15 protein-coding genes and 2 pseudogenes are annotated in these 21,920 nt (G+C 51.1%); 2 read left to right on the top strand and 15 right to left on the bottom strand.

All coding sequences use genetic code 11. The features are described from left to right. Window positions 1-36: 36 nt before the first annotated feature. Both OGX67_RS12930 and OGX67_RS12925 read right to left on the bottom strand, forming a co-directional pair. Window positions 37-726 (bottom strand): N-acetylmannosamine-6-phosphate 2-epimerase, encoded by a 690-nt coding sequence (locus OGX67_RS12930; RefSeq protein ID WP_048218506.1) that lies wholly within the window; start codon window positions 724-726, stop codon window positions 37-39. Continuing rightward, window positions 726-2,282: a maltose/glucose-specific PTS transporter subunit IIC gene (locus tag OGX67_RS12925; RefSeq protein ID WP_257651623.1), complete on the bottom strand. Its 1,557-nt coding sequence runs from the start codon at window positions 2,280-2,282 to the stop codon at window positions 726-728. The genes OGX67_RS12930 and OGX67_RS12925 overlap by 1 nt, the downstream gene beginning before the upstream one ends. A gap of 165 nt (window positions 2,283-2,447) precedes the next feature. Between OGX67_RS12925 and OGX67_RS12920 the strand changes: the two genes are divergently transcribed. After that, window positions 2,448-3,272 carry a MurR/RpiR family transcriptional regulator gene (locus OGX67_RS12920; protein ID WP_003034131.1) on the top strand — a complete coding sequence of 275 codons (825 nt, stop codon included), beginning with the start codon at window positions 2,448-2,450 and terminating at the stop codon, window positions 3,270-3,272. 55 nt (window positions 3,273-3,327) lie between these two features. Here the strand turns inward: OGX67_RS12920 and eno are convergent, their stop codons facing one another. The 5 genes from eno to rlmD all read right to left on the bottom strand — a co-directional run bounded on the left by eno (window position 3,328) and on the right by rlmD (window position 11,124). Then, a complete protein-coding gene (gene eno / locus OGX67_RS12915) occupies window positions 3,328-4,626 on the bottom strand; it encodes a phosphopyruvate hydratase (RefSeq protein ID WP_003034129.1) in 1,299 nt (432 codons plus the stop codon). Between the two features lie 87 nt (window positions 4,627-4,713). After that, a complete protein-coding gene (gene pyrG, locus OGX67_RS12910; protein WP_003034127.1) occupies window positions 4,714-6,351 on the bottom strand; it encodes a glutamine hydrolyzing CTP synthase in 1,638 nt (545 codons plus the stop codon). 224 nt (window positions 6,352-6,575) lie between these two features. Next, on the bottom strand, window positions 6,576-7,367 hold the full coding sequence (gene mazG / locus OGX67_RS12905; protein WP_003840346.1) for a nucleoside triphosphate pyrophosphohydrolase: 792 nt from the start codon (window positions 7,365-7,367) through the stop codon (window positions 6,576-6,578). Window positions 7,368-7,490: 123 nt separating this feature from the next. Further along, the gene (gene relA / locus OGX67_RS12900) at window positions 7,491-9,725 is read right to left on the bottom strand and encodes a GTP diphosphokinase (protein WP_003034123.1); all 2,235 of its coding nucleotides are present in this window, start codon (window positions 9,723-9,725) and stop codon (window positions 7,491-7,493) included. A 100-nt stretch (window positions 9,726-9,825) separates the two neighbouring features. Further along, window positions 9,826-11,124 (bottom strand): 23S rRNA (uracil(1939)-C(5))-methyltransferase RlmD, encoded by a 1,299-nt coding sequence (gene rlmD, locus OGX67_RS12895; RefSeq protein ID WP_194857435.1) that lies wholly within the window; start codon window positions 11,122-11,124, stop codon window positions 9,826-9,828. Window positions 11,125-11,181: 57 nt separating this feature from the next. Between rlmD and barA the strand changes: the two are divergent. Next, a pseudogene (gene barA, locus OGX67_RS12890) lies at window positions 11,182-13,852 on the top strand (two-component sensor histidine kinase BarA). A gap of 43 nt (window positions 13,853-13,895) precedes the next feature. On the opposite strand, the gene OGX67_RS12885 reads toward barA, so the two are convergent. From OGX67_RS12885 to OGX67_RS12850, 8 genes and pseudogenes are all read right to left on the bottom strand, one after another. Next, window positions 13,896-15,038, bottom strand: coding sequence for a glycerate kinase (locus tag OGX67_RS12885; protein WP_257651625.1), 1,143 nt, complete (start codon window positions 15,036-15,038; stop codon window positions 13,896-13,898). Window positions 15,039-15,119: 81 nt separating this feature from the next. Next, window positions 15,120-16,460 carry a glucarate dehydratase gene (gene gudD / locus OGX67_RS12880; RefSeq protein WP_257651626.1) on the bottom strand — a complete coding sequence of 447 codons (1,341 nt, stop codon included), beginning with the start codon at window positions 16,458-16,460 and terminating at the stop codon, window positions 15,120-15,122. Window positions 16,461-16,480: 20 nt separating this feature from the next. Beyond that, window positions 16,481-17,821 carry an enolase C-terminal domain-like protein gene (locus tag OGX67_RS12875; RefSeq protein ID WP_048218513.1) on the bottom strand — a complete coding sequence of 447 codons (1,341 nt, stop codon included), beginning with the start codon at window positions 17,819-17,821 and terminating at the stop codon, window positions 16,481-16,483. Between the two features lie 2 nt (window positions 17,822-17,823). Beyond that, on the bottom strand, window positions 17,824-19,176 hold the full coding sequence (gene gudP, locus OGX67_RS12870; protein ID WP_003034105.1) for a galactarate/glucarate/glycerate transporter GudP: 1,353 nt from the start codon (window positions 19,174-19,176) through the stop codon (window positions 17,824-17,826). 525 nt (window positions 19,177-19,701) lie between these two features. Beyond that, window positions 19,702-20,118 (bottom strand): hypothetical protein, encoded by a 417-nt coding sequence (locus OGX67_RS12865; RefSeq protein ID WP_061547664.1) that lies wholly within the window; start codon window positions 20,116-20,118, stop codon window positions 19,702-19,704. Continuing rightward, window positions 20,096-20,620 (bottom strand): hypothetical protein, encoded by a 525-nt coding sequence (locus OGX67_RS12860; protein ID WP_071524454.1) that lies wholly within the window; start codon window positions 20,618-20,620, stop codon window positions 20,096-20,098. The genes OGX67_RS12865 and OGX67_RS12860 overlap by 23 nt, the downstream gene beginning before the upstream one ends. A gap of 489 nt (window positions 20,621-21,109) precedes the next feature. Continuing rightward, window positions 21,110-21,526, bottom strand: a complete 417-nt coding sequence (locus OGX67_RS12855; protein WP_003035066.1) for a hypothetical protein — start codon at window positions 21,524-21,526, stop codon at window positions 21,110-21,112. Next, a pseudogene (locus OGX67_RS12850) lies at window positions 21,495-21,920 on the bottom strand (hypothetical protein); the annotation flags it as partial. The pseudogene OGX67_RS12850 and the gene OGX67_RS12855, both read right to left, overlap by 32 nt.

Raw genomic sequence — 21,920 nt, 5'->3', positions numbered from 1 at the left:
CAGATCCCCGCCAAAGTATCATGCCCCATCGATGCTTTACGAGGCGATCGCCGCGACAAAGCGTGCCGTTATCTGCTGCGGACGCGTGATAGCGCCACCAACCACCACGGTATGGGCACCTAATTCCAGGCATCGTGCGGCACGTTCCGGAGTATCGACGTTTCCTTCTGCCACGATAGGTACGCTGACCGCCGCCAATACCTCGCGTAAAAAACCGCAGTCGTTTTCCGCCAGCACATGCCCGGCAGTGTCAGCGGTATAGCCGTAGAGCGTGGTGCCCACGCAGTCAAAACCCAGACGCTCAGCTGTCACCGCTTCGTCTATGGTGGCGATATCCGCCATCAGCAGCACAGACGGGTAGCGAGCGCGGATTTGCATAACTAATTCTTCCAGCGTTTGTCCTCCTGGGCGCGGGCGCGCTGTCGCATCCAGAGCAATAATCTCCGGCTCAACGGTCATTAGCTCATCCACTTCCTTGAGGGTGGCCGTGATAAACACATCGCTACCCGGATAATCGCGCTTGATAATCCCAATCACCGGCAGGGAGACGCTCTCTTTGATCGCGCGAATGTCCACCACGCTGTTCGCACGAATACCTACAGCACCTCCCTGCGCTGCCGCCAGCGCCATACGCGACATAATAAACGGACTGTGCAGGGGCTCATTTTCCAGCGCCTGGCAGGAGACGATTAATTTACCTTTCAGGGAATCCAGTACAGTTTTCATTACGATAAGATCTCTTCGACTTCGTTTTTGATGATGGTGACATGCGGTCCATAAATCACCTGAACCCCGTTGCCGCGAATAATTACGCCACGCGCTCCGGTCGCTTTCAGCGCCGCTTCATCGACCTTGCTACTCTCTTTTACCGTCACGCGCAGACGTGTGGCGCAACAGTCCACCTCTTCCAGATTCTCTTTACCTCCCAGTCCGGCAATCACAGCCGCAGCACGCTCACTTTGCGGCAGGCCGGATTCAGTCGGTGCTGCGTTTTCACGACCAGGCGTCAACCAGTTAAAGCGGTTAATCAAATAGCGGAAGGTGAAGTAGTAAAGGAAGAACCACGGGATCCCCACCATAGGTACGTACATCCAGTTGGTTTTAGCTTCCCCCTGTAGCACACCGAAGAGGAGGAAATCGATAAGCCCCCCCGAAAAGGTTTGCCCGATGGTGATATGTAAAATATGCGCCATCATAAACGCCAGACCATCGAAGAAGGCGTGAATGACGTATAACACAGGTGCGACAAACAGGAAGGAGAACTCGATAGGCTCAGTGATCCCCGTCAGGAAAGAGGTCAGGGCCGCAGACAACAGCAGTCCGGCGACAAGCTTTCTGTTCTCTGGTTTTGCAGTATGGTACATCGCAAGACATGCGCCAAGCAGGCCAAACATCATGGTGATAAAGCGCCCGGACATAAAGCGCGAGGTGCCCGCATAGAACTGCTGCGTATTCGGAGCGGCAAGTTGCGCGAAGAAAATACGCTGCGTACCTTCAACCAACTGGCCGTTGACGATTTCACTCCCGCCAAGCGCTGTGGTCCAGAACGGTAAATAAAAGATATGGTGTAACCCCAGTGGGCCAAGCATACGCAGGATGAAGCCGTACAACAGCGTACCCAGATAACCGGTCGCATCCACCAGACCACCCAGTCCAAAAATGAGTTTCTGGAAATGCGGCCAAACCACCGTCATGACCGCACCCACTACAATCGCGGCAAGGGAGCTAATAATCGGCACAAAGCGCGAACCGCTGAAGAAACCAAGGAACTGAGGCAGCGAGACTTTATTGAAACGGCTATGCAGCGCGCAGGTGACAAGCCCAATCACCACCCCACCAAATACGCCTGTTTCCAGCGTCTGAATACCCAGCGTCATCCCCTGGCCTACGGCACCGGGATTCTCGTGCGCCAGCGTTCCGTTGAGTGTCAATAAAGCGTTGATGGTGGCGTTCATCACCAGAAATGCCAGCAATGCAGCAAGCCCGGCGGTGCCTTTGTCCGTTTTCGCCAATCCTACTGCCACACCCACCGCAAAAAGCACCGACAGGTTGGCAAACACAATAGAACCTGCGCTGGTCATGATCGTGAAGATTGCCTGTAACCAGTCAACGTCCAAAAACGGATACGCCGTCAATGTGTTTGGATTCGACAGCGCACCGCCAATCCCTAACAACAGCCCCGCAGCGGGCAGTACCGCAATCGGCAGCATGAACGATTTGCCAAACCGCTGTGCCTTTTCAAACCATGCGCCCGATGAGGCGCCGCTAAACATTTGCATCATTTTTTCATCTCCCCGATTAATGATGAAAATTTTTACCATAATTAATTTTATAAATGAAAATTATCATCAAAAACCAGGAAGCCGATCATACTTTTTTAAAATGACTGGCATCTCTCCCCTGCTTTCCGCCACACTATCAGCAGAGAAACGCATTAAGGATTTTGCATGTCAGAAAATGAAAACCTGCTGCTGAGATTGCGCCAGGGCGTTGACGGATATAGCCGAACACAGCAGAAGCTGGGAGAGTTTGTGCTTAGTGATCCGGCAAAAGTTGTCTACCTGACGATTACCGAACTGGCGCGTGAAAGCGACACCAGCGAGGCGAGCGTCACACGTCTGTGCCGCACGCTTGGGTGTAAGGGTTATAACGAATTCAAAATGGCGCTGGCTCTCGATCTCCAGCAAGGACAGCCGGTAGAGCACAGCGGGGATGAAATTGACAATGTGGTCAATGAATCCGTGCAAGCGCTGCAGGACACAGCAAAGTTACTCGACAGGACATTACTGGAATCCGCCGCTCTGGCGCTACATCAGGCTCAGTCGGTACAGATTTATGGCGTAGCGGCCAGCGCTATTCTGGGGGAGTATTTACATTACAAACTCCTGCGCCTCGGCAAACCCGCGCAACTGTTCAGCGACATGCACCGCGCAGCCATGAATGCCACTACGCTTAGCAAAAATACGCTCGTGGTAGCGATCTCCAGTTCAGGCTCCACGCGCGATCTGCTGCATGTCGTGAAACTGGCGCGTAAGCAAGGCGTGCGCGTACTGGCGCTAAGTAATACACCACGCAGTCCGCTGGCTTCGCTGAGCGATATTCAACTGGTCGCAGCCAAACCAGAAGGTCCGTTGAGTGCTGGTGCGCTAAACGCCAAGGTGGGTGTGATGCTGTTGGTAGAACTTCTCACCACGTCGCTGATTGCGCTGGATGAAAAGTACAGTGATGTGAGCCAGCAAACCGCCAGCGCAACACTTCCTCTACTGCTTTAAAAGCATAAAAAAACCCGCCGCAGCGGGTTTTTACGTTAAGAGTTAAAGAACAGGATTACGCCTGACCTTTGATCTCTTTACGACCGTTGTACGGTGCTTGTTCACCCAGAGCTTCTTCGATACGAATCAGCTGGTTGTACTTAGCAACGCGGTCAGAACGGCTCATAGAACCAGTTTTGATCTGGCCTGCAGCGGTACCAACAGCCAGGTCAGCGATGGTAGCATCTTCAGTTTCGCCAGAACGGTGAGAGATGACAGCGGTGTAGCCAGCGTCTTTCGCCATTTTGATCGCAGCCAGAGTTTCGGTCAGAGAACCGATCTGGTTGAATTTGATCAGGATGGAGTTAACGATGCCTTTTTCGATGCCTTCTTTCAGGATCTTGGTGTTGGTTACGAACAGATCGTCACCAACCAGCTGGATTTTGTCGCCCAGTACTTTAGTCTGGTATGCGAAACCGTCCCAGTCAGACTCGTCCAGACCATCTTCGATGGACACGATCGGGTACTGTTTGGTCAGTTCTTCCAGGAAGTGAGTGAATTCTTCGGAGGTGAATGCTTTGTTGCCTTCGCCAGCCAGAACGTATTTACCGTCTTTGTAGAATTCAGAAGCTGCACAGTCCATCGCCAGAGTGATGTCTTTGCCCAGCTCGTAGCCAGCTGCTTTAACCGCTTCAGCGATTACAGCCAGAGCTTCAGCGTTGGAACCCAGGTTCGGCGCGTAGCCACCTTCGTCACCAACTGCAGTGTTCATACCTTTAGCTTTCAGAACTTTAGCCAGGTTGTGGAACACTTCAGAACCCATACGAACGGCTTCTTTCAGAGTCTTAGCGCCAACCGGCTGAATCATGAATTCCTGGATGTCGACGTTGTTGTCAGCGTGCTCACCACCGTTGATGATGTTCATCATCGGAACCGGCATGGAGTATTTACCCGGAGTACCGTTCAGTTCAGCGATGTGTGCATACAGCGGCAGGCCTTTAGCAGCTGCTGCTGCTTTGGCGTTCGCCAGGGACACAGCCAGGATGGCGTTTGCACCGAAGTTGGATTTGTTTTCAGTACCGTCCAGATCGATCATGATCTTGTCGATGCCAGCCTGATCTTTAGCATCTTTACCCAGCAGAGCCTGAGCAATTGGGCCGTTAACAGCTGCAACAGCTTTCAGTACGCCTTTACCCATGAAACGGGATTTGTCGCCATCGCGCAGTTCCAGTGCTTCGCGGGAACCAGTAGAAGCACCTGACGGAGCTGCTGCCATACCAACGAAACCACCTTCCAGGTGTACTTCGGCTTCAACAGTCGGGTTACCACGGGAGTCGATGATTTCACGACCGATGATTTTAACGATTTTGGACATTAGATTTTCCTCAGTACAAGTTAAACTAAAACTCCAGACAAACAATGCACCCTGATGGGTGCATTGCCGTTCTAACTTATTTACTTCTTACTTCGCCTGACGCTTCTGATGTTCACTGGCGGCTTTCACAAAGCCGGCAAACAGCGGGTGCCCATCACGTGGCGTGGAAGTAAATTCCGGGTGGAACTGACAGGCCACGAACCACGGATGATTCGGTACCTCAATGATCTCGACCAACTGATCATCACCGGAACGGCCTGCAATACGCAGACCCGCAGCTTCAATCTGTTTCAACAGCATATTGTTGACTTCGTAACGGTGGCGGTGGCGTTCAACAATTGTCGGCGCGCCGTACAGTTGACGAACCAGGCTATCGTCGCTCAACTGACACTGCTGCGCACCAAGACGCATAGTGCCGCCCAGATCGCTCTTCTCGGTACGGACTTCGACGTTACCGTCTTCATCGCGCCATTCGGTAATCAGGGCCACCACCGGGTACTTACAGTCTGGCACAAATTCCGTGGAGTTGGCGTTGTCCATACCCACTACGTTACGTGCAAACTCAATCAACGCAACCTGCATACCCAGGCAAATGCCCAGATAAGGAATATTGTTCTCACGCGCAAAGCGCGCCGTCGCGATTTTACCTTCAACACCACGGTAGCCGAAGCCGCCAGGGATCAGGATGGCATCAAGACCTTTCAGGATCTCAACGCCACGCGTTTCGACATCTTGTGAGTCGATCAGCTTGATATTGACGGTGACACGATTCTTCAGACCGCCATGCTTCAGCGCTTCGATAACTGACTTATAGGCATCCGGCAGTTCAATGTACTTGCCGACCATACCGATAGTCACTTCGCCTGCCGGATTAGCTTCTTCGTAGATAACCTGTTCCCATTCTGACAGATTAGCTTCCGGACAGTTCAAGCTGAATCGTTTACAAATATAATCGTCAAGGCCCTGAGATTTCAACAGGCCCGGAATTTTATAGATGGAATCGACATCTTTCAGAGAAATCACCGCTTTTTCCGGAACGTTACAGAACAATGCAATTTTTGCACGTTCATTAGCCGGAACTGCGCGATCGGAGCGGCAAATCAGGATATCTGGCTGAATACCGATAGAAAGCAGCTCTTTTACAGAGTGCTGAGTCGGTTTAGTTTTGACTTCACCTGCCGCCGCCATGTACGGAACCAGCGTCAGATGCATAAACAGCGTGTGCTCGCGACCAATTTCTACGGCCATCTGGCGAATCGCTTCAAGGAACGGCAGAGATTCGATATCCCCAACGGTTCCGCCGATTTCAACCAGAACAACATCATGACCTTCACCGCCTTCCAGAACACGCTCTTTAATGGCATTCGTGATGTGCGGGATAACCTGAACGGTCGCGCCCAGGTAGTCGCCACGGCGTTCTTTACGCAGAACGTCGGAGTAGATACGACCCGTAGTGAAGTTGTTGCGGCGGCTCATTTTGGTACGAATGAAACGCTCGTAGTGACCCAGGTCCAGGTCGGTTTCAGCGCCGTCTTCGGTAACGAACACTTCCCCGTGTTGGATTGGGCTCATAGTACCTGGATCGACGTTGATGTACGGATCCAGTTTCATCATGGTTACATTGAGGCCACGGGCTTCAAGAATGGCTGCCAGGGAGGCTGCGGCAATGCCTTTTCCCAGAGAGGATACGACCCCGCCGGTCACAAAAATATAGTTCGTTGTCATGCTGGACCTGAGAAGTTAGGGTGAAACGATGGAATTACCAAGACGGGAAAGTAGTATACCCGAACATGACGAGCGCCACAAACTTTCATTATTCCTCCTCTTCACCAGGCTCACATTAACATCGGGAGTGAGAAAATAGCCCCTTTGGGGTAAATGTTTTTGACGTAAATCAAGCGCTTGTTATTTAAAAAATCACACAAATCGCCCTTGACCGACGAAATCCCTTAGAGATCAATTTCCTGCCGTTTTACCTGTTGCCAGACTTCTTCCATAGTTTCCAGATCAACACCAGTCATTTCCAGACCGCGAGCAGCCACAATTCGCTCAACCTCACGAAAACGTCGCTCAAATTTCTCGTTCGCTTTTTGCAAAGCAGTCTCTGCTTTAGTGCCTAAATGCCGGGCCATATTGACCGTGGCAAACAGCAGATCGCCCATTTCCTCCTCCAGTTTAGCCTGGTCGACAACAGCCTGCTTCGCCTCAAACATGACTTCGTCGATCTCTTCGTAAACCTTGTCGACAACCGGTCCTAATGTTTTCCAGTCGAAGCCAACATTTGAGCAGCGTTTCTGGATTTTTTGGGCGCGCATTAATGCCGGTAAACTACGGGGAATATCGTCGAGCGCGGAATGCTGTGCCTTCTCAGCACGTTCTTCGGTTTTGATTTGCTCCCAACGGGTAAGCACCTCGGTGCTGTTACTTGCAGAAACATCAGCAAAAACATGCGGGTGGCGGCGTTCAAGCTTATCGCTTATCGCTGCGCAGATATCATCAAAGTTGAAGCGCCCTTCTTCCTGAGCCATCTGGGCGTAAAACACCACCTGGAACAGCAGATCCCCCAACTCTCCACGCAGGTCGTCGAAGTCTTCTCGCGCAATCGCGTCCAGCACTTCATAAGTCTCTTCGAGGGTGTAAGGAGCAATAGTGGCGAATGTCTGCTCTTTGTCCCACGGACAGCCGTTCTCCGGGTCGCGCAGGCGCTGCATAATACCGAGCAGTCGGTCGATTTGATTCATTGGAATATCCTGAAATTTCAATACGGTAGGCCGGACAAGGCGACATCAGGCAACATAGCAATGCCTGATGGCAACGCTAACGCGTCTTATCAGGCCTACAAGGTTATCCGGCCTACATAATGATTAATTACCGTGTAGACGACGCGCGTCGATCACATCCGGTACCTGGTTCAGCTTGCCGAGCACGCGCCCGAGCACCTGCAGGTTGTAGATTTCGATGGTCATATCAATGGTGGCAAGCTGTTGTTTGGTATCACTCCGGCTGGCAACTCCCAGCACATTCACCTTCTCGTTGGCGAGAATCGTGGTGATATCACGTAACAAGCCACTGCGATCGTTGGCCTGGACGCGAACCACCAGCGAATACCCTGCAGAGTAACTTTCGCCCCAGACCGCATCAACAATACGCTCCGGCGCATGGGAACGCAGCTCAGTCAGCTGTTCACAATCCGCCCGGTGCACGGAAATACCGCGTCCCTGGGTAATAAACCCGACAATCTCATCGCCTGGAATCGGCTGGCAGCAGCGAGCGATGTGGTGCATCAGGTTACCTACACCTTCCACCACAACACGACCGTCGTCTTTACGGCGACTCTGCGGTGCGTGCGTTTTCTGCTGAAGCTGTTTCAGCGCGGCGGCATCCTGTTCGGCAGCGCTTGGCTTATTAAACTGCGCCTGCAGGAAATTCACCATCTGGTTGAGGCGGATGTCTCCTCCGCCAATCGCCGCCAGCAGTTCATCCAGCTCATTGAAACTGTAGCGCGGCAGCAGATGTTTTTCCGCTTCTTTCAGGCTGATGCCTAAATGCGCCAGCTCATCGTCGAGAATCTGGCGACCTGCAAGAATGTTCTTATCACGGTCCTGTTTACGGAACCAGGCGTGGATCTTCGAACGCCCACGACTGGTGGTTACGTAGCCAAGGTTAGGGTTCAACCAGTCGCGGCTTGGGTTTGGCTGTTTCTGGGTGATAATTTCAATTTGATCGCCCATCTGCAGTTGGTAGGTAAACGGTACGATGCGTCCACCAATTTTCGCGCCAATGCAACGATGCCCCACATCACTATGAATGTGGTAAGCAAAATCGAGCGGCGTGGAGCCTGCAGGCAGATCCACAACGTCGCCTTTCGGCGTAAAGACATACACGCGGTCATCAAAGACCTGGCTACGAACTTCATCCAGCATTTCACCGGAATCTGCCATCTCTTCCTGCCAGGCGATCAGCTTACGCAGCCATGCAATGCGATCTTCATGACCAGAGCGCGCCGCGCCTGAAGCGGTGCCCTCTTTGTACTTCCAGTGCGCCGCGACGCCCAGTTCGGCATCTTCGTGCATCTGTTTGGTACGGATCTGAATTTCAATGGTTTTCCCGCCCGGCCCCAGCACAACCGTATGGATTGACTGGTAGCCGTTGGGTTTCGGGTTCGCGACGTAGTCATCAAACTCATCCGGCAGATGGCGATAGTGAGTATGTACTATCCCGAGCGCGGCATAGCAGTCCTGTAAACGCTCTGCCACGATACGCACTGCGCGCACATCGAACAGTTCATCGAAGGCCAACTGCTTTTTCTGCATTTTGCGCCAGATGCTGTAGATATGCTTCGGACGCCCGTACACTTCAGCTTTGACGCCTTCCGTTTTCATCTCTGAGCGCAAATGACCAACGAACTCATCAATGTAATGCTCCCTGTCGATACGACGTTCATGCAGCAGCTTGGCAATGCGTTTGTATTCAGCCGGGTGCAGATAACGGAAGCAATAATCTTCCAGCTCCCATTTTAATTGCCCGATTCCCAAACGGTTGGCCAGCGGTGCATAGATATTGGTGCACTCTTTTGCCGCCAGAACGCGTTCATCTTCCGGCGCGTCTTTCACTTCACGCAGATGGGCAATCCGCTCTGCCAGCTTGATGACCACACAGCGGAAGTCATCTACCATTGCCAGCAGCATGCGGCGGACGTTATCGACCTGCTCGGAAGAAACTGAATCGGTATGCGTGGCTTTAAGCTGGCGTATCGCCGCCATATCACGCACGCCGTGGATAAGATGAACAATGGATTTGCCCACGCTCTCGCGCAGGATGTCTTCACTTACCACGTTGGCATCAGCCAGAGGGAACAGCATTGCTGCACGCAGCGTGTCGATATCCATGCTCAACATGGAGAGAATTTCTACCATCTCCACGCCACGCCACAGCAGCAGATCCGCATCCGGATGCCCCTGTGTCTGCTGGAGGCAGTACGCCCAGGTTTCGGCTAAGCGTTCACACGACTGCTGGCTGGAGATCCCCAGACTCGCGATCCATTTCTTGGGATCAAACTCACCAGCTTTATTTAAATGTGCACTTCTTACCGCAACCATCGTCCTCTCCTTAAGGGGCATGGCCTGTCGAAGTCGACAAGCCGAACCCATTGTCTTTCACACAGCATTACAAGGCGAAATCCAATGGGTATTAAGTTCATTACAAACGCTCAAACAGGACCATTGATTCCAGGTGTCCAGTGTGCGGGAACATATCGAGCATCGCCAGCCGCCGGATGGCATATCCCGCATTGAGCAAAGCATCGCTGTCACGAGCCAGCGTTGCCGGGTTACAGGATACATAAACAACGCGTATAGGTTCTAATTTTATAATATGTTGCATCACACCAGCAGCCCCCGCACGCGCAGGATCGAGCAAAACTTTGTCGAATCCGTTTTTCGCCCACGGCTGCCGGGTAACATCTTCCTCAAGGTTCTCATGAAAGAATGTCACATTGTGTAATCCGTTATTCAGTGCATTTTCCCGACCTTTTTCAACCAGCGCCGGAACACCTTCCACGCCAACCACGCTTGCTGCCCGAGTTGCCAGCGGCAGGGTAAAATTACCCATTCCGCAGAACAGATCGAGCACGCGATCTTCAGGTTGCACATCGAGCCATTCCAGCGCACGGGCCACCATTTGTTGGTTTACCCCTTCGTTAACCTGAATAAAATCGCGCGGGCTGAAGGTTAACCGTAGTCCATTTGAGTCATACCAGGGCGATTCTTCTGATATTGATTCCAGTATCTCGCTTTGCGGGGCCAGAAACAAAGACAGCCCCAGAGAATGCGAAAAGCATTCCAGTTTTTCTTTATCCGCTGCACTTAATGGCGCCGTGTGGCGCAAAATCATCAGGGTTCCGCTCCCTGCCTGCACCAGTTCAACATGTCCAAGGTGGCGTAACCCTTGAAGACTTTCCAGACACGCCCTGATGCGGGGCAATAGCACCTCAAGTTGGGGCACCAAAACAGGGCATTGTTTGACATCGATAATGTCGCTGGAGCCTGATTTGCGAAACCCCATCTGCAATTTGTGTTCTTTTGGCCGATAGTTCAGGCTCAATCGGGCACGACGACGATAGCCCCACGGCGTATCAGCTATAACATCCGACACGTCACATTTCATTAAACGCGACAACGCCGCGCTTTTACTACGCTGCTGTAACGAGATGCTGGCATGCTGCTGCTGGCAACCGCCGCATACGCCAAAATGCGGGCAACGTGGCACTTCACGCTCAGGGCTGTTGTTCAAACGTCGTTTTACTTGCGCGCGGGCGAACTGTTTTTTATCTTCGGTAATCACCACCTCGGCGCTTTCCTGGGGTAGCAATTCCGGTATAAACAACGCTTTTCCGTTATGGCGAGCGACGCCCTGACCAAAAGGATCGAGGTCATTGACGGTAACGGTTATGATCTGACGCGTCGTCACGCGTCGTTTTGCAGAGTAGAATTGCGCCATCGACGAGATATTTCTCTATTTAACAGTGTGACCCTAATTGTCCCATAACGGAACTCCATGACCAACTACAGCCTGCGCGCACGCATGATGATTCTGATCCTGGCCCCGACCGTCCTGATAGGTTTGTTGCTCAGTATCTTTTTTGTTGTGCATCGCTATAACGACTTGCAGCGTCAACTGGAAGATGCTGGTGCCAGCATCATAGAACCACTCGCGGTCTCCAGCGAATATGGCATGAACCTGCAAAACAGGGAATCTATCGGCCAGCTTATCAGCGTGCTGCATCGTCGCCATTCCGATATCGTGCGGGCAATTTCTGTTTATGACGAAAATAACCGACTGTTCGTCACCTCTAATTTTCATCTCGATCCGTCTGAAATGCAGTTGGCGACAGGTTCACCGTTTCCCCGTAAGCGATGCGAAAAACACCAAAAATATGCTGGGGTATGTGGCGCTTGAGCTGGATCTTAAGTCCGTGCGATTGCAGCAGTACAAAGAGATCTTTATCTCCAGCGTAATGATGCTGTTTTGTATTGGTATTGCGTTAATTTTTGGCTGGCGTCTGATGCGAGACGTAACCGGCCCAATTCGCAATATGGTGAATACCGTTGACCGAATACGTAGAGGACAGCTCGACAGCCGCGTGGAAGGTTTCATGCTGGGCGAGCTGGATATGCTCAAAAATGGTATCAACTCAATGGCGATGTCTCTCGCGGCTTACCATGAAGAGATGCAACACAACATCGATCAGGCCACCTCTGACCTGCGCGAAACGCTGGAGCAGATGGAAATCCAGAACGTCGAACTGGATCTGGCGAAGAAACGCGCCCAGGAAGCGGCGCGCATTAAGTCTGAGTTTCTGGCTAACATGTCGCACGAGCTGCGAACCCCGTTGAATGGCGTGATTGGCTTCACCCGTCTTACGCTAAAAACCGAGCTCAACACCACGCAGCGCGATCACCTGAATACCATTGAACGCTCGGCTAACAATCTGCTGGCTATCATCAATGATGTACTCGACTTCTCCAAACTTGAGGCGGGCAAGCTGATTCTGGAAAGCATTCCCTTCCCGCTGCGCAGCACGCTGGATGACGTCGTTACGCTGTTAGCGCATTCATCCCATGATAAAGGGCTTGAGCTGACGCTGAATATTAAGAATGACGTGCCGGACAACGTCATCGGCGATCCGCTGCGCTTACAGCAGGTAATCACTAATCTGGTTGGCAATGCCATCAAATTTACCGAAGGCGGCAATATCGATATTTTGGTCGAGAAACGCGCGCTCAGTAATACAAAAGTACAAATTGAAGTGCAAATCCGTGATACCGGAATTGGTATTCCTGAGCGCGATCAGTCACGCTTGTTCCAGGCCTTCCGCCAGGCGGATGCCAGTATTTCCCGCCGCCACGGCGGTACCGGGCTGGGCCTGGTTATTACGCAAAAACTGGTCAACGAAATGGGCGGGGATATCTCCTTTCATAGTCAACCGAACCGGGGCTCCACGTTCTGGTTCCATATCAGCCTCGATCTTAACCCTAACGTTCTCGTTGACCGCTCAACCACGCTCTGCCTGGCCGGTAAACGACTGGCCTACGTCGAACCGAACGCCACTGCCGCACAGTGCACGTTAGATATCTTGAGCGAAACGCCGTTGGAGGTGATTTACAGCCCTTCATTCTCCGGGCTGCCGAAGGATCACTACGATATTCTGCTGCTCGGCATTCCGGTCACTTTACGCGAACCGCTCACCATGCAGCATGAGCGGCTGGCAAACGCTGCGGCGATGACCGACTTTTTGTTACTGGCCCTGCCTTGCCATGCGCAGATTAACGCCGAGAAGTTAAAACAGGGCGGCGCGGCGGCATGTCTGTTGAAACCTCTCACCTCAACTCGCTTACTGCCCGCGCTGACAGAGTATTGTCAGTTGAATCACAGCGCGGATCCGCTGCTGTTAGACGATAGCAAAATCGCGATGACCGTTATGGCGGTAGACGACAACCCTGCGAACCTCAAGCTGATTGGCGCACTGTTGGAAGATAAGGTGCAGCACGTCGTGCTCTGCGACAGTGGGCATCAAGCGGTGGATCGCGCCAGACAAATGCAATTTGATCTGATCCTGATGGATATTCAGATGCCAGACATGGACGGCATTCGCGCTTGTGAACTAATCCACCAGCTTCCTCATCAACAGCAGACACCGGTCATTGCGGTCACCGCACACGCCATGGCCGGGCAGAAAGAGAAGTTGCTCAGCGCCGGGATGAACGATTACCTGGCGAAGCCTATCGAAGAAGATAAGCTGCATAATCTGCTGTTACGCTACAAACCTGGCGCAAGCACAGCGCTTAGAGCGATCGCCGTTGAACCTGTTGAGCCGGTAGTCAATCCGAATACCACACTCGACTGGCAGTTAGCATTAAGACAAGCCGCAGGTAAAAACGATCTGGCGCGGGATATGCTGCAAATGCTGCTCGATTTTCTGCCCGAAGTACGTAACAAAATTGAAGAACAGCTGGTCGGTGAAAACCCTGAAGGGCTGGTGGATATGATCCACAAGCTGCACGGCAGCTGCGGTTATAGCGGCGTTCCCCGCATGAAAAACCTGTGTCAGCTTATTGAGCAGCAATTACGTAGCGGGACCAAGGAAGAAGAGCTGGAGCCTGAGTTTTTAGAGCTTCTGGATGAAATGGACAACGTTGCGCGCGAAGCGAAGAAGTTGTTGGGGTGATATTCGCAGGAAGGCGGCGTGACCGCCTTATCCAACCTACAACTCAGCGTAATTGCTGCCCGGCTTTAAGCGTTGCGGCCACGTTTCGCGCCGTCATTCGTACGTTGTCGCTCGCGTTCTTTAGCGCCTCATCCAGGGTACAGATGGTATAGATGACGCTGAAAACCGCATCCAGCCCATGCTCGTGGACCACACCGACATCCGCCGTCAGGCTACCGGCAATGCCGATAACCGGTTTGTTGTAACGCTTTGCGACCTTCGCCACGCCAACCGGAACCTTACCGTGAATGGTCTGACTATCAATGCGCCCTTCACCCGTGACCACTAAATCCGCATCCGCAACGCAGGCGTCAAGGTGCAACGCATCCGTTACTATCTCAATACCGCAGCGCAACTGTGCGCCACAAAACGCATATAGCGCCGCCCCCATACCACCAGCGGCGCCACCGCCGGCCAGATCCAGCACGTTGACGTCCAGATCGCGGGCTATGAGTTGCGCATAGTGCGTGAGTGCCCAATCCAGGCGGGTAATCATCTCCGGCGTCGCCCCTTTTTGCGGGCCAAATACCGCAGAAGCGCCCTCTTCACCGGTCAACGGATTAGTCACGTCGCAAGCCACTTCAATACGACACGCAGCAAGTCGCTGGTCTAACTGAGAAATATCAATCCGAGCGAGCGATTCGAGGCCAGCCCCGCCATGGGCAATATCGTTATTTTGCGTATCCAGCAATTTTGCTCCCAGCGCTTGCACCATCCCGGCACCGCCATCATTGGTGGCGCTTCCGCCAATTCCAATGATGATATGCTCAACGCCAGCGTCCAGCGCATGACGGATTAACTCCCCGGTTCCCCAGGATGTCGTTTTCAGCGGATCGCGTAACCCCGCTGGAACCTGTTCCAGTCCGCTGGCGGCCGCCATTTCGATAAACGCCGAGCGCTCATCACCGGATAAACCATAAAATGCCTGAATTTTGTTGCCCAAAGGGCCGGTAACATCAACATGCACAAGGTGACCTTGCGTTGCGGCAACCATCGCTTCGACCGTTCCTTCACCGCCATCTGCAACCGGAATCTTCACGTAATCCGCATCGGGCCAGATCTCACGAAACCCCTGCTCAATAGCCGTTGCCACTTCAAGCGCACTCAAACTTTCCTTATAGGAATCCGGTGCGATTACTATTTTCATAAAGCATCCTTACGCATGTTGACTGTGTTAAGCATATACCAGGATAAAAACCGCCCCTCAATGGGAGCGGTCCCAGCTCACTTAGCGTACCATGCACGGACGCTTATTATCAAACGCCCAGTTCGGGATCAGATACTGCATTCCCATCGCATCATCACGCGCCCCCAGTCCATGTTGCTGGTACAGCTCATGCGCTTTCATGACCTGATCCATATCCAGCTCCACGCCCAGACCCGGTTTTACCGGAACCTGCACCATGCCGCCTTTGATTTCAAATGGCTCTTTGGTCAGGCGTTGATTACCTTCCTGCCAGATCCAGTGGGTGTCAATCGCGGTAATTTTGCCCGGAGCCGCTGCCGCGACATGCGTAAACATCGCCAGCGAAATATCAAAGTGGTTGTTGGAGTGCGATCCCCAGGTCAACCCAAACTCATGGCACATTTGCGCCACGCGGACAGAACCCTGCATGGTCCAGAAGTGCGGGTCCGCCAGTGGGATATCCACGGACTGCAACGACAGCGTATGCCCCATCTGACGCCAGTCGGTGGCGATCATGTTGGTGGCGGTCGGCAGACCGGTAGCGCGGCGGAATTCCGCCATCACTTCACGACCAGAGAAGCCCTGCTCGGCGCCACACGGATCTTCCGCATAGGCCAGAGAATCCTTCAGATATTTGCCGATCTTAATCGCTTCATTTAGCGACCACGCGCCGTTCGGATCCAGCGTGACGCGGGCCTGCGGGAAACGCTTCGCCAGCGCAACGATAGATTCCGCTTCCTCAACACCTGCCAGCACGCCGCCTTTCAGTTTAAAGTCGTTGAAACCATACTTCTCATACGCAGCTTCCGCCAGGCGCACTACCGCATCCGGGGTCATCGCCTCTTCATGACGCAGACGATACCAGTCGCACTTCTCATCCGGCTGACTCTGGTACGGCAGCGGCGTTGCCTTACGGTTACCGACAAAGAACAGATAACCCAACATTTCAACTTCGCTACGCTGCTGTCCATCACCCAGCAGAGAGGCGACGTTTACGCCCAGATGCTGACCTAACAGATCCAACATGGCCGCTTCGATCCCAGTAACCACATGAATAGTGGTACGTAAATCAAAGGTCTGCAAACCGCGACCGCCCGCATCACGATCGGCAAAAGTATTGCGTACCGCATTCAGCACGTTTTTGTATTCACCTAACGTTTTGCCTACCACCAGCGGGATAGCATCTTCCAGCGTTTTGCGGATTTTTTCTCCGCCGGGAATTTCACCCACGCCGGTATGACCGGAGTTATCTTTAATAATCACAATATTGCGCGTGAAGAATGGAGCATGTGCGCCGCTCAGGTTCATCAGCATACTGTCATGACCCGCAACCGGAATAACCTGCATAGAGGTAACCAATGGGGTAGAAAATTGTGCGCTCATAATTAAGTCCTTATTCAAAATTAGTGGCGGCCGAAAACGGGACGTTTACGGTCAAAAGTCCATCCGGGGATCAGATACTGCATTGGGCCTGCGTCATTACGCGCGCCGCCGGGCAGCGCCTTATAAGCCTCATGCGCTTTCTGTATCTGATCCCAGTCCAGTTCCACGCCCAGACCGGGCGCATCGGGTACCGCAATTTTTCCGTTTTTAATCTCCAGCGGATTTTTGGTCAGGCGGCAATCACCCTCCTGCCAGATCCAGTGGGTATCAATAGCCGTTGGATTACCCGGCGCAGCCGCACCGACGTGGGTAAACATCGCCAGCGAAATATCAAAATGATTGTTAGAATGGCAGCCCCAGGTCAGGCCCCAGTCATCGCATAACTGTGCCACGCGCACCGCGCCGGAAAGGGTCCAGAAGTGCGGATCGGCCAGCGGAATATCTACTGAGTTCAGCATCACCGCATGGCCCATTTCACGCCAGTTGGTGGCTATCATGTTCGTTGCTACCGGCAGACCGGTTGCACGGCGGAACTCGGCCATCACTTCGCGGCCAGAAAAACCCTGTTCAGCGCCACATGGATCTTCGGCGTAGGTCAGAACATCGTTCAGCCCTTTACACAGGGAGATGGCTTCATCCAGTAACCAGGCTCCGTTGGGATCAACCGTAATACGCGCATCCGGGAAGCATTTTTTCAGCGCACGAGCGGTGTCGATTTCCTGCTCGCCAGGCAGTACACCACCTTTGAGTTTGAAATCTTTAAAGCCGTAGCGATCCTGCGAAGCCTGAGCCAGACGTACCACCGCCTCACTGTTCATCGCTTGCTGGTGACGCAGGTGATACCACTCATGGTTTCCCGGCGTGCTTTCCAGATACGGTAAATCGGTCTTTGTGCGATCGCCCACGTAGAACAGATAGCCGAGTACGGTGACCGCATCGCGCTGCTTGCCCGGCCCTAACAGTTCACAGACAGGTACGTTGAGCGCCTTGCCCAACAGGTCAAGCAGCGCAGCTTCCAGCGCCGCCACTGCGTTTACCCGTAGCTCAAACGTCCAGGCGCCTTTGCCAAAGGTGTCAAAATCAGCGGCCTGGTTGCCTTTATGCACCTGCTGTACCACCTTATTCAGGCGCGCAACCTCCTGACCCAATACCATCGGGATAGCGTCAACCAGCGTCTGATAAATCACTTCGCCGCCCGGCGCTTCACCGACGCCGGTATTGCCGGCGTTATCGGTAAGAACCACAATATTGCGGGTGAAATATGCATTGTGCGCACCGCCAATATTGAGCAGCATGCTGTCATGACCGGCCACCGGGATGACCTTCATATCGGTAATAACGGGACTCGATTGTGTTGTCATCATCATTGTCCTGCGACAGGTTTCAGTTCGATACGTTTAATATCGCCCACCAGTACCAGATAGCTCACCACCGCAATCAACGCATGCACCCCGACGTAAATCAACGCGCCGTTAAACGAGCCGGTGGTCCCTACGATGTAGCCGATAGCAATTGGCGTGACGATGCCGGAGATGTTGCCAAACATGTTGAACAAACCGCCGCTCAGACCGCTGATCTCTTTAGGTGCAGTATCAGCCATCACCGCCCATCCCAACGCACCGATACCTTTGCCGAAGAAGGCCAGCGCCATAAAGCCGATGATCATCCACTCCACGTTGACGTAGTTACAGAACACCATCACCATCGACAGCAGCATGCCGAGTACGATTGGCGTTTTACGGGCGATATTTAGCGAACCGGTACGGCGCATCAGCCAGTCGGAAATAATGCCGCCAAGCACGCCGCCGGCGAATCCGCAAATGGCCGGGACCGAAGCGACAAAACCTGCTTTCAAAATCGACATACCGCGAGCCTGCACCAGATAAACCGGGAACCAGGTGATAAAGAAGTAGGTCAGCGCGTTAATGCAGTATTGCCCGATGTAAATACCGATCATCATCCGTGAGCCCAGCAGCTGTTTGATTTGCCCCCACTTCACGCTGAACGGCACTTTAGCTTTGGCGGCCGCCTGATCCATATTGATCAGCGCCCCGCCTTCAGCAATGTACTCCAGCTCTTTTTGGTTTACGCCCGGGTGCTGGTTTGGTTCATGAATCACCTTCAGCCAGATAAAGCTGATAACAATCCCGAGGCCGCCCATAAAGAAGAACACATGCGACCAGCCCACTTCGTGGGTCAGCCACCCCATGATTGGCGCAAAAATAACGGTGGCAAAGTACTGCGCAGAGTTAAAGATTGCGACCGCCGTGCCCCTCTCCTGTGCCGGGAACCATGCCGCAACTATACGACTATTGCCGGGGAAGGAAGGAGCTTCAGCTAAACCGACAAGGAATCGCAACGTAAACAGCGCAACGATAATGCCGAAGCCGCTAAAGATATCGACGAAGCCCTGCAGCAGGGTAAACATGGACCAAATAAAGATGGACCAGAAATAAACACGTTTTGAACCGAAGCGGTCGAGCAACCAGCCGCCAGGGATCTGGCCGATAACATAGGCCCATGAGAAAGCGGAGAATACATAACCCATCCCTACCGCATCCAGACCAATGTCTTTGGCCATCTCCGAACCGGCAATGGATAAGGTGGCGCGATCGCCGTAGTTGAAGGATGTGACGATAAACAACATCACCACTATCCAGTAGCGAGCGTTAGTGCGTTTTTCCGCGCTGCTCGCCGCCTGACTTAATGAACTCATTGTTGCACTCCTGAATCTTGGCTGTCGCCAGTTCATTCTGTACAGCACCTGTAGGGTGATCAGAATGAGAGGTTAGTGTGTGGCAGTTTTGGTACAGCTCAGGGCCGTTTTATTCTGACTCGCTGCCTTTTCGGGAACTGACGGGAAAAGTATATGAAGGAGTGCCACTTACCCTCACCGTGCAAAAACACAACATTGCGAGAGGTGAATGAGGTTGTTTATGGCATAAGCCTAATGGAATGGAAGATGCTTCACGAAATTGGCGTTTGGTGGGCGTTTTGTTGCCGCGTGGCGGCAACATCTAACCGGCGGTACCCATCTGGGTTTAAGGCGCTACTGCTTATGATGACTAACAGTTTGGGAAGCTGATCTCTTAGATTGCGCGCCAACTCCTAACGTGAACTCAAATTTTTTTAGTGGGTTATCACCTGCCACTACTTATGATGAGATTGTTGTTCAGGAATATGGAGCATTGAAATAAAAAAGGACTCTAGTTTATTCGAGCCACTATTAACATTCAGTTTCTCAGAAAAAATAATAAAGGATCGCCAAAAAAGCCAGAACAATAAATTCAACAAACCAGAACGCCGCTTCAACTTTAAACCCCGTGGTTAACTCTTTGGGTAAGGAACGAATAAAATGATATGCCTCAATACTCATATCATTATTAAAAACCCTATTATAGGGAAAAATCAGACTAGACATAATGAAATCTATCTTTGCAAAGTAGATACCGGGAGTACCAATTAAACTTGCTGTTCTCGCCAAACTTGCAGTGATAGGAAGACGACCAAGTTTGCCCTCGTATAATATTACTATTTTTTTATACTTCTCATCATTTATCACATAAGACATAAGTATTAAAATCAACGTTATAATAACCAGCATTATGCCAAGGCTAATATTAATGACATCTAGATTATCTGTTAAAAACTTTTTCATATATTAGAATACCTGCTGCTTCATTAAATGAATCTGGGTCATATAGTTTGAATTCTGAATTATCAAGTTCGTCATTCACTAATCCACCAAACCTATCACCTAGTTTCTCACCCACTTTTTCAAAATATATACCTCCTGCAATACTTGAAGCAATGCCACTTACCAGACATACACTTGCGCCAATACCTCCAGCTTCTGATGTAATCAATCCCAAAACCCATGTACAAGCGGCTCTTCCCATAATTCCCCTGGCAGCTCCGCCAGCAATACTTGCTGTTTGTTTGAGGCCGAATTTACTGTACTCCGTTATTGCTGCCTTTCTACATTCGCTTTCACGTCCTTTTGCGCAAGCCTCATAAACGTTAGTGGTATAACTCGTAAAATCAAGACCAATACCTATATAGCCTGTTGTTCTCATTATTTTTATCAGTTTCGCTGATGTTTCTATGTAGCTTGCATACCCCTCAATATCCTTTACACCTGTTTGATCCCAGTTATGCATAATCGATTTGGTTGATAAACCTAATGCCTTCTTTTATCTCACTTATTCATCTCATTAATTCATTCACAAAATCCAGTTTTTTGAGCCTGTTTTTTATTAAAACATGATAACTGGGTTATTTGTTTGTGCTTTTGATCTCATAAATGATAAAAAACCAGAATTTAATTTTTATAAATTAGTGTTACAAATAAGACCATGCAATTATATTTATAATACAGATAAATTAAAGCAAATTTTCCTTATTGATCACTTCATGTCCATCATTTGTTACAGGTCCGTACAAGCAAAACACCACCAGGCGAGAGATTATTTAAGCAAGGTTCCCTAGTTTATACCGAAGTCGCCAAAGACATTGACGAAGCCCTGCAGTAGGGTAGATCATAGCCAGATAATGTGTAGCAGTTTTGGTACACCTGGATTGTTGATTAAATACATGGCGAATTGAAATAAAAGTAAAGAAGGAACTCTACAAGAATCCCTTCTTTATTTTTACACTATATTCTCCATGAAAATCAAGCAAGATATTAAGATAATCAATATGAACCAAACAACCGCTTCCACCCTAAATCCTGTAATCAGATAACCAGGTAAACTCCGGATAAAATTATACCCTTCGACACTCATATCATTATTTGTAATGCGATTATATGGAAATATGAGGCTACCCATTATAAACCCAATTTTCGCATGATATGCAGCCGGCGAACTAATTAAACTTGCCCCCTTTGCCATACGTGCTGTTTGCGGTAGACGATCAAATTTCTTCTCATATAATTTTACTATTTGTTCATAATTGCATTTATTAATCACATATGAAATAAAAATCAAGATAACAAATCCAAACATAATAGCTATTATTAATAAAAATTTTAAATCATGGTAATTTTCTATCAAAAAGTTTTTCATAAATTAATAGACCTGATTCTTCATTAAACGTATCGGGATAATGGGTTAATTTATCTGGATTATTTTCAATAACATCATTAATAGCTTCTCCTAAGAATCCCCCCCATCCTTCACCTTCTTTCTCGGCTACTTTTCCCGCTACAATTCCTGTACTGATTCCAGTTGCCAGGCACAACCCCGCTCCAACTGCACCAATCTCTGATGTGAGAAGACCCAAAGCCCACATGCAAACTGCTCTTGCTGCTGGTCCAGCGACACCTCCCACAGTAATACCCACTGCTTGTTTACCACCAAATTTACTGTACTCCGTTATCGCTGCCTTTCTACATTCGCTTTCACGTCCTTTTGCGCAAGCCTCATAAACGTTAGTGGTATAACTCGTAAAATCAAGACC

This window comes from Citrobacter sp. Cf118 (assembly GCF_030334095.1).
Classification (GTDB): Bacteria; Pseudomonadota; Gammaproteobacteria; order Enterobacterales; family Enterobacteriaceae; genus Citrobacter; species Citrobacter freundii.
This window is presented reverse-complemented; position numbering and strand designations above follow the sequence as displayed.

Bases quoted from the DNA above. Each gene is read 5' to 3' on its own strand.
- OGX67_RS12930 (WP_048218506.1), bottom strand. From the start codon at position 726: ATGAAAACTGTACTGGATTCCCTGAAAGGTAAATTAATCGTCTCCTGC.
- OGX67_RS12865 (WP_061547664.1), bottom strand. From the start codon at position 20,118: ATGAAAAAGTTTTTAACAGATAATCTAGATGTCATTAATATTAGCCTT.
- relA (WP_003034123.1), bottom strand. From the start codon at position 9,725: ATGGTTGCGGTAAGAAGTGCACATTTAAATAAAGCTGGTGAGTTTGAT.
- OGX67_RS12860 (WP_071524454.1), bottom strand. From the start codon at position 20,620: ATGCATAACTGGGATCAAACAGGTGTAAAGGATATTGAGGGGTATGCA.
- gudP (WP_003034105.1), bottom strand. From the start codon at position 19,176: ATGAGTTCATTAAGTCAGGCGGCGAGCAGCGCGGAAAAACGCACTAAC.
- pyrG (WP_003034127.1), bottom strand. From the start codon at position 6,351: ATGACAACGAACTATATTTTTGTGACCGGCGGGGTCGTATCCTCTCTG.
- OGX67_RS12855 (WP_003035066.1), bottom strand. From the start codon at position 21,526: ATGAAAAACTTTTTGATAGAAAATTACCATGATTTAAAATTTTTATTA.
- OGX67_RS12885 (WP_257651625.1), bottom strand. From the start codon at position 15,038: ATGAAAATAGTAATCGCACCGGATTCCTATAAGGAAAGTTTGAGTGCG.
- rlmD (WP_194857435.1), bottom strand. From the start codon at position 11,124: ATGGCGCAATTCTACTCTGCAAAACGACGCGTGACGACGCGTCAGATC.
- gudD (WP_257651626.1), bottom strand. From the start codon at position 16,460: ATGAGCGCACAATTTTCTACCCCATTGGTTACCTCTATGCAGGTTATT.
- OGX67_RS12925 (WP_257651623.1), bottom strand. From the start codon at position 2,282: ATGATGCAAATGTTTAGCGGCGCCTCATCGGGCGCATGGTTTGAAAAG.
- eno (WP_003034129.1), bottom strand. From the start codon at position 4,626: ATGTCCAAAATCGTTAAAATCATCGGTCGTGAAATCATCGACTCCCGT.
- mazG (WP_003840346.1), bottom strand. From the start codon at position 7,367: ATGAATCAAATCGACCGACTGCTCGGTATTATGCAGCGCCTGCGCGAC.
- OGX67_RS12875 (WP_048218513.1), bottom strand. From the start codon at position 17,821: ATGACAACACAATCGAGTCCCGTTATTACCGATATGAAGGTCATCCCG.
- OGX67_RS12920 (WP_003034131.1), top strand. From the start codon at position 2,448: ATGTCAGAAAATGAAAACCTGCTGCTGAGATTGCGCCAGGGCGTTGAC.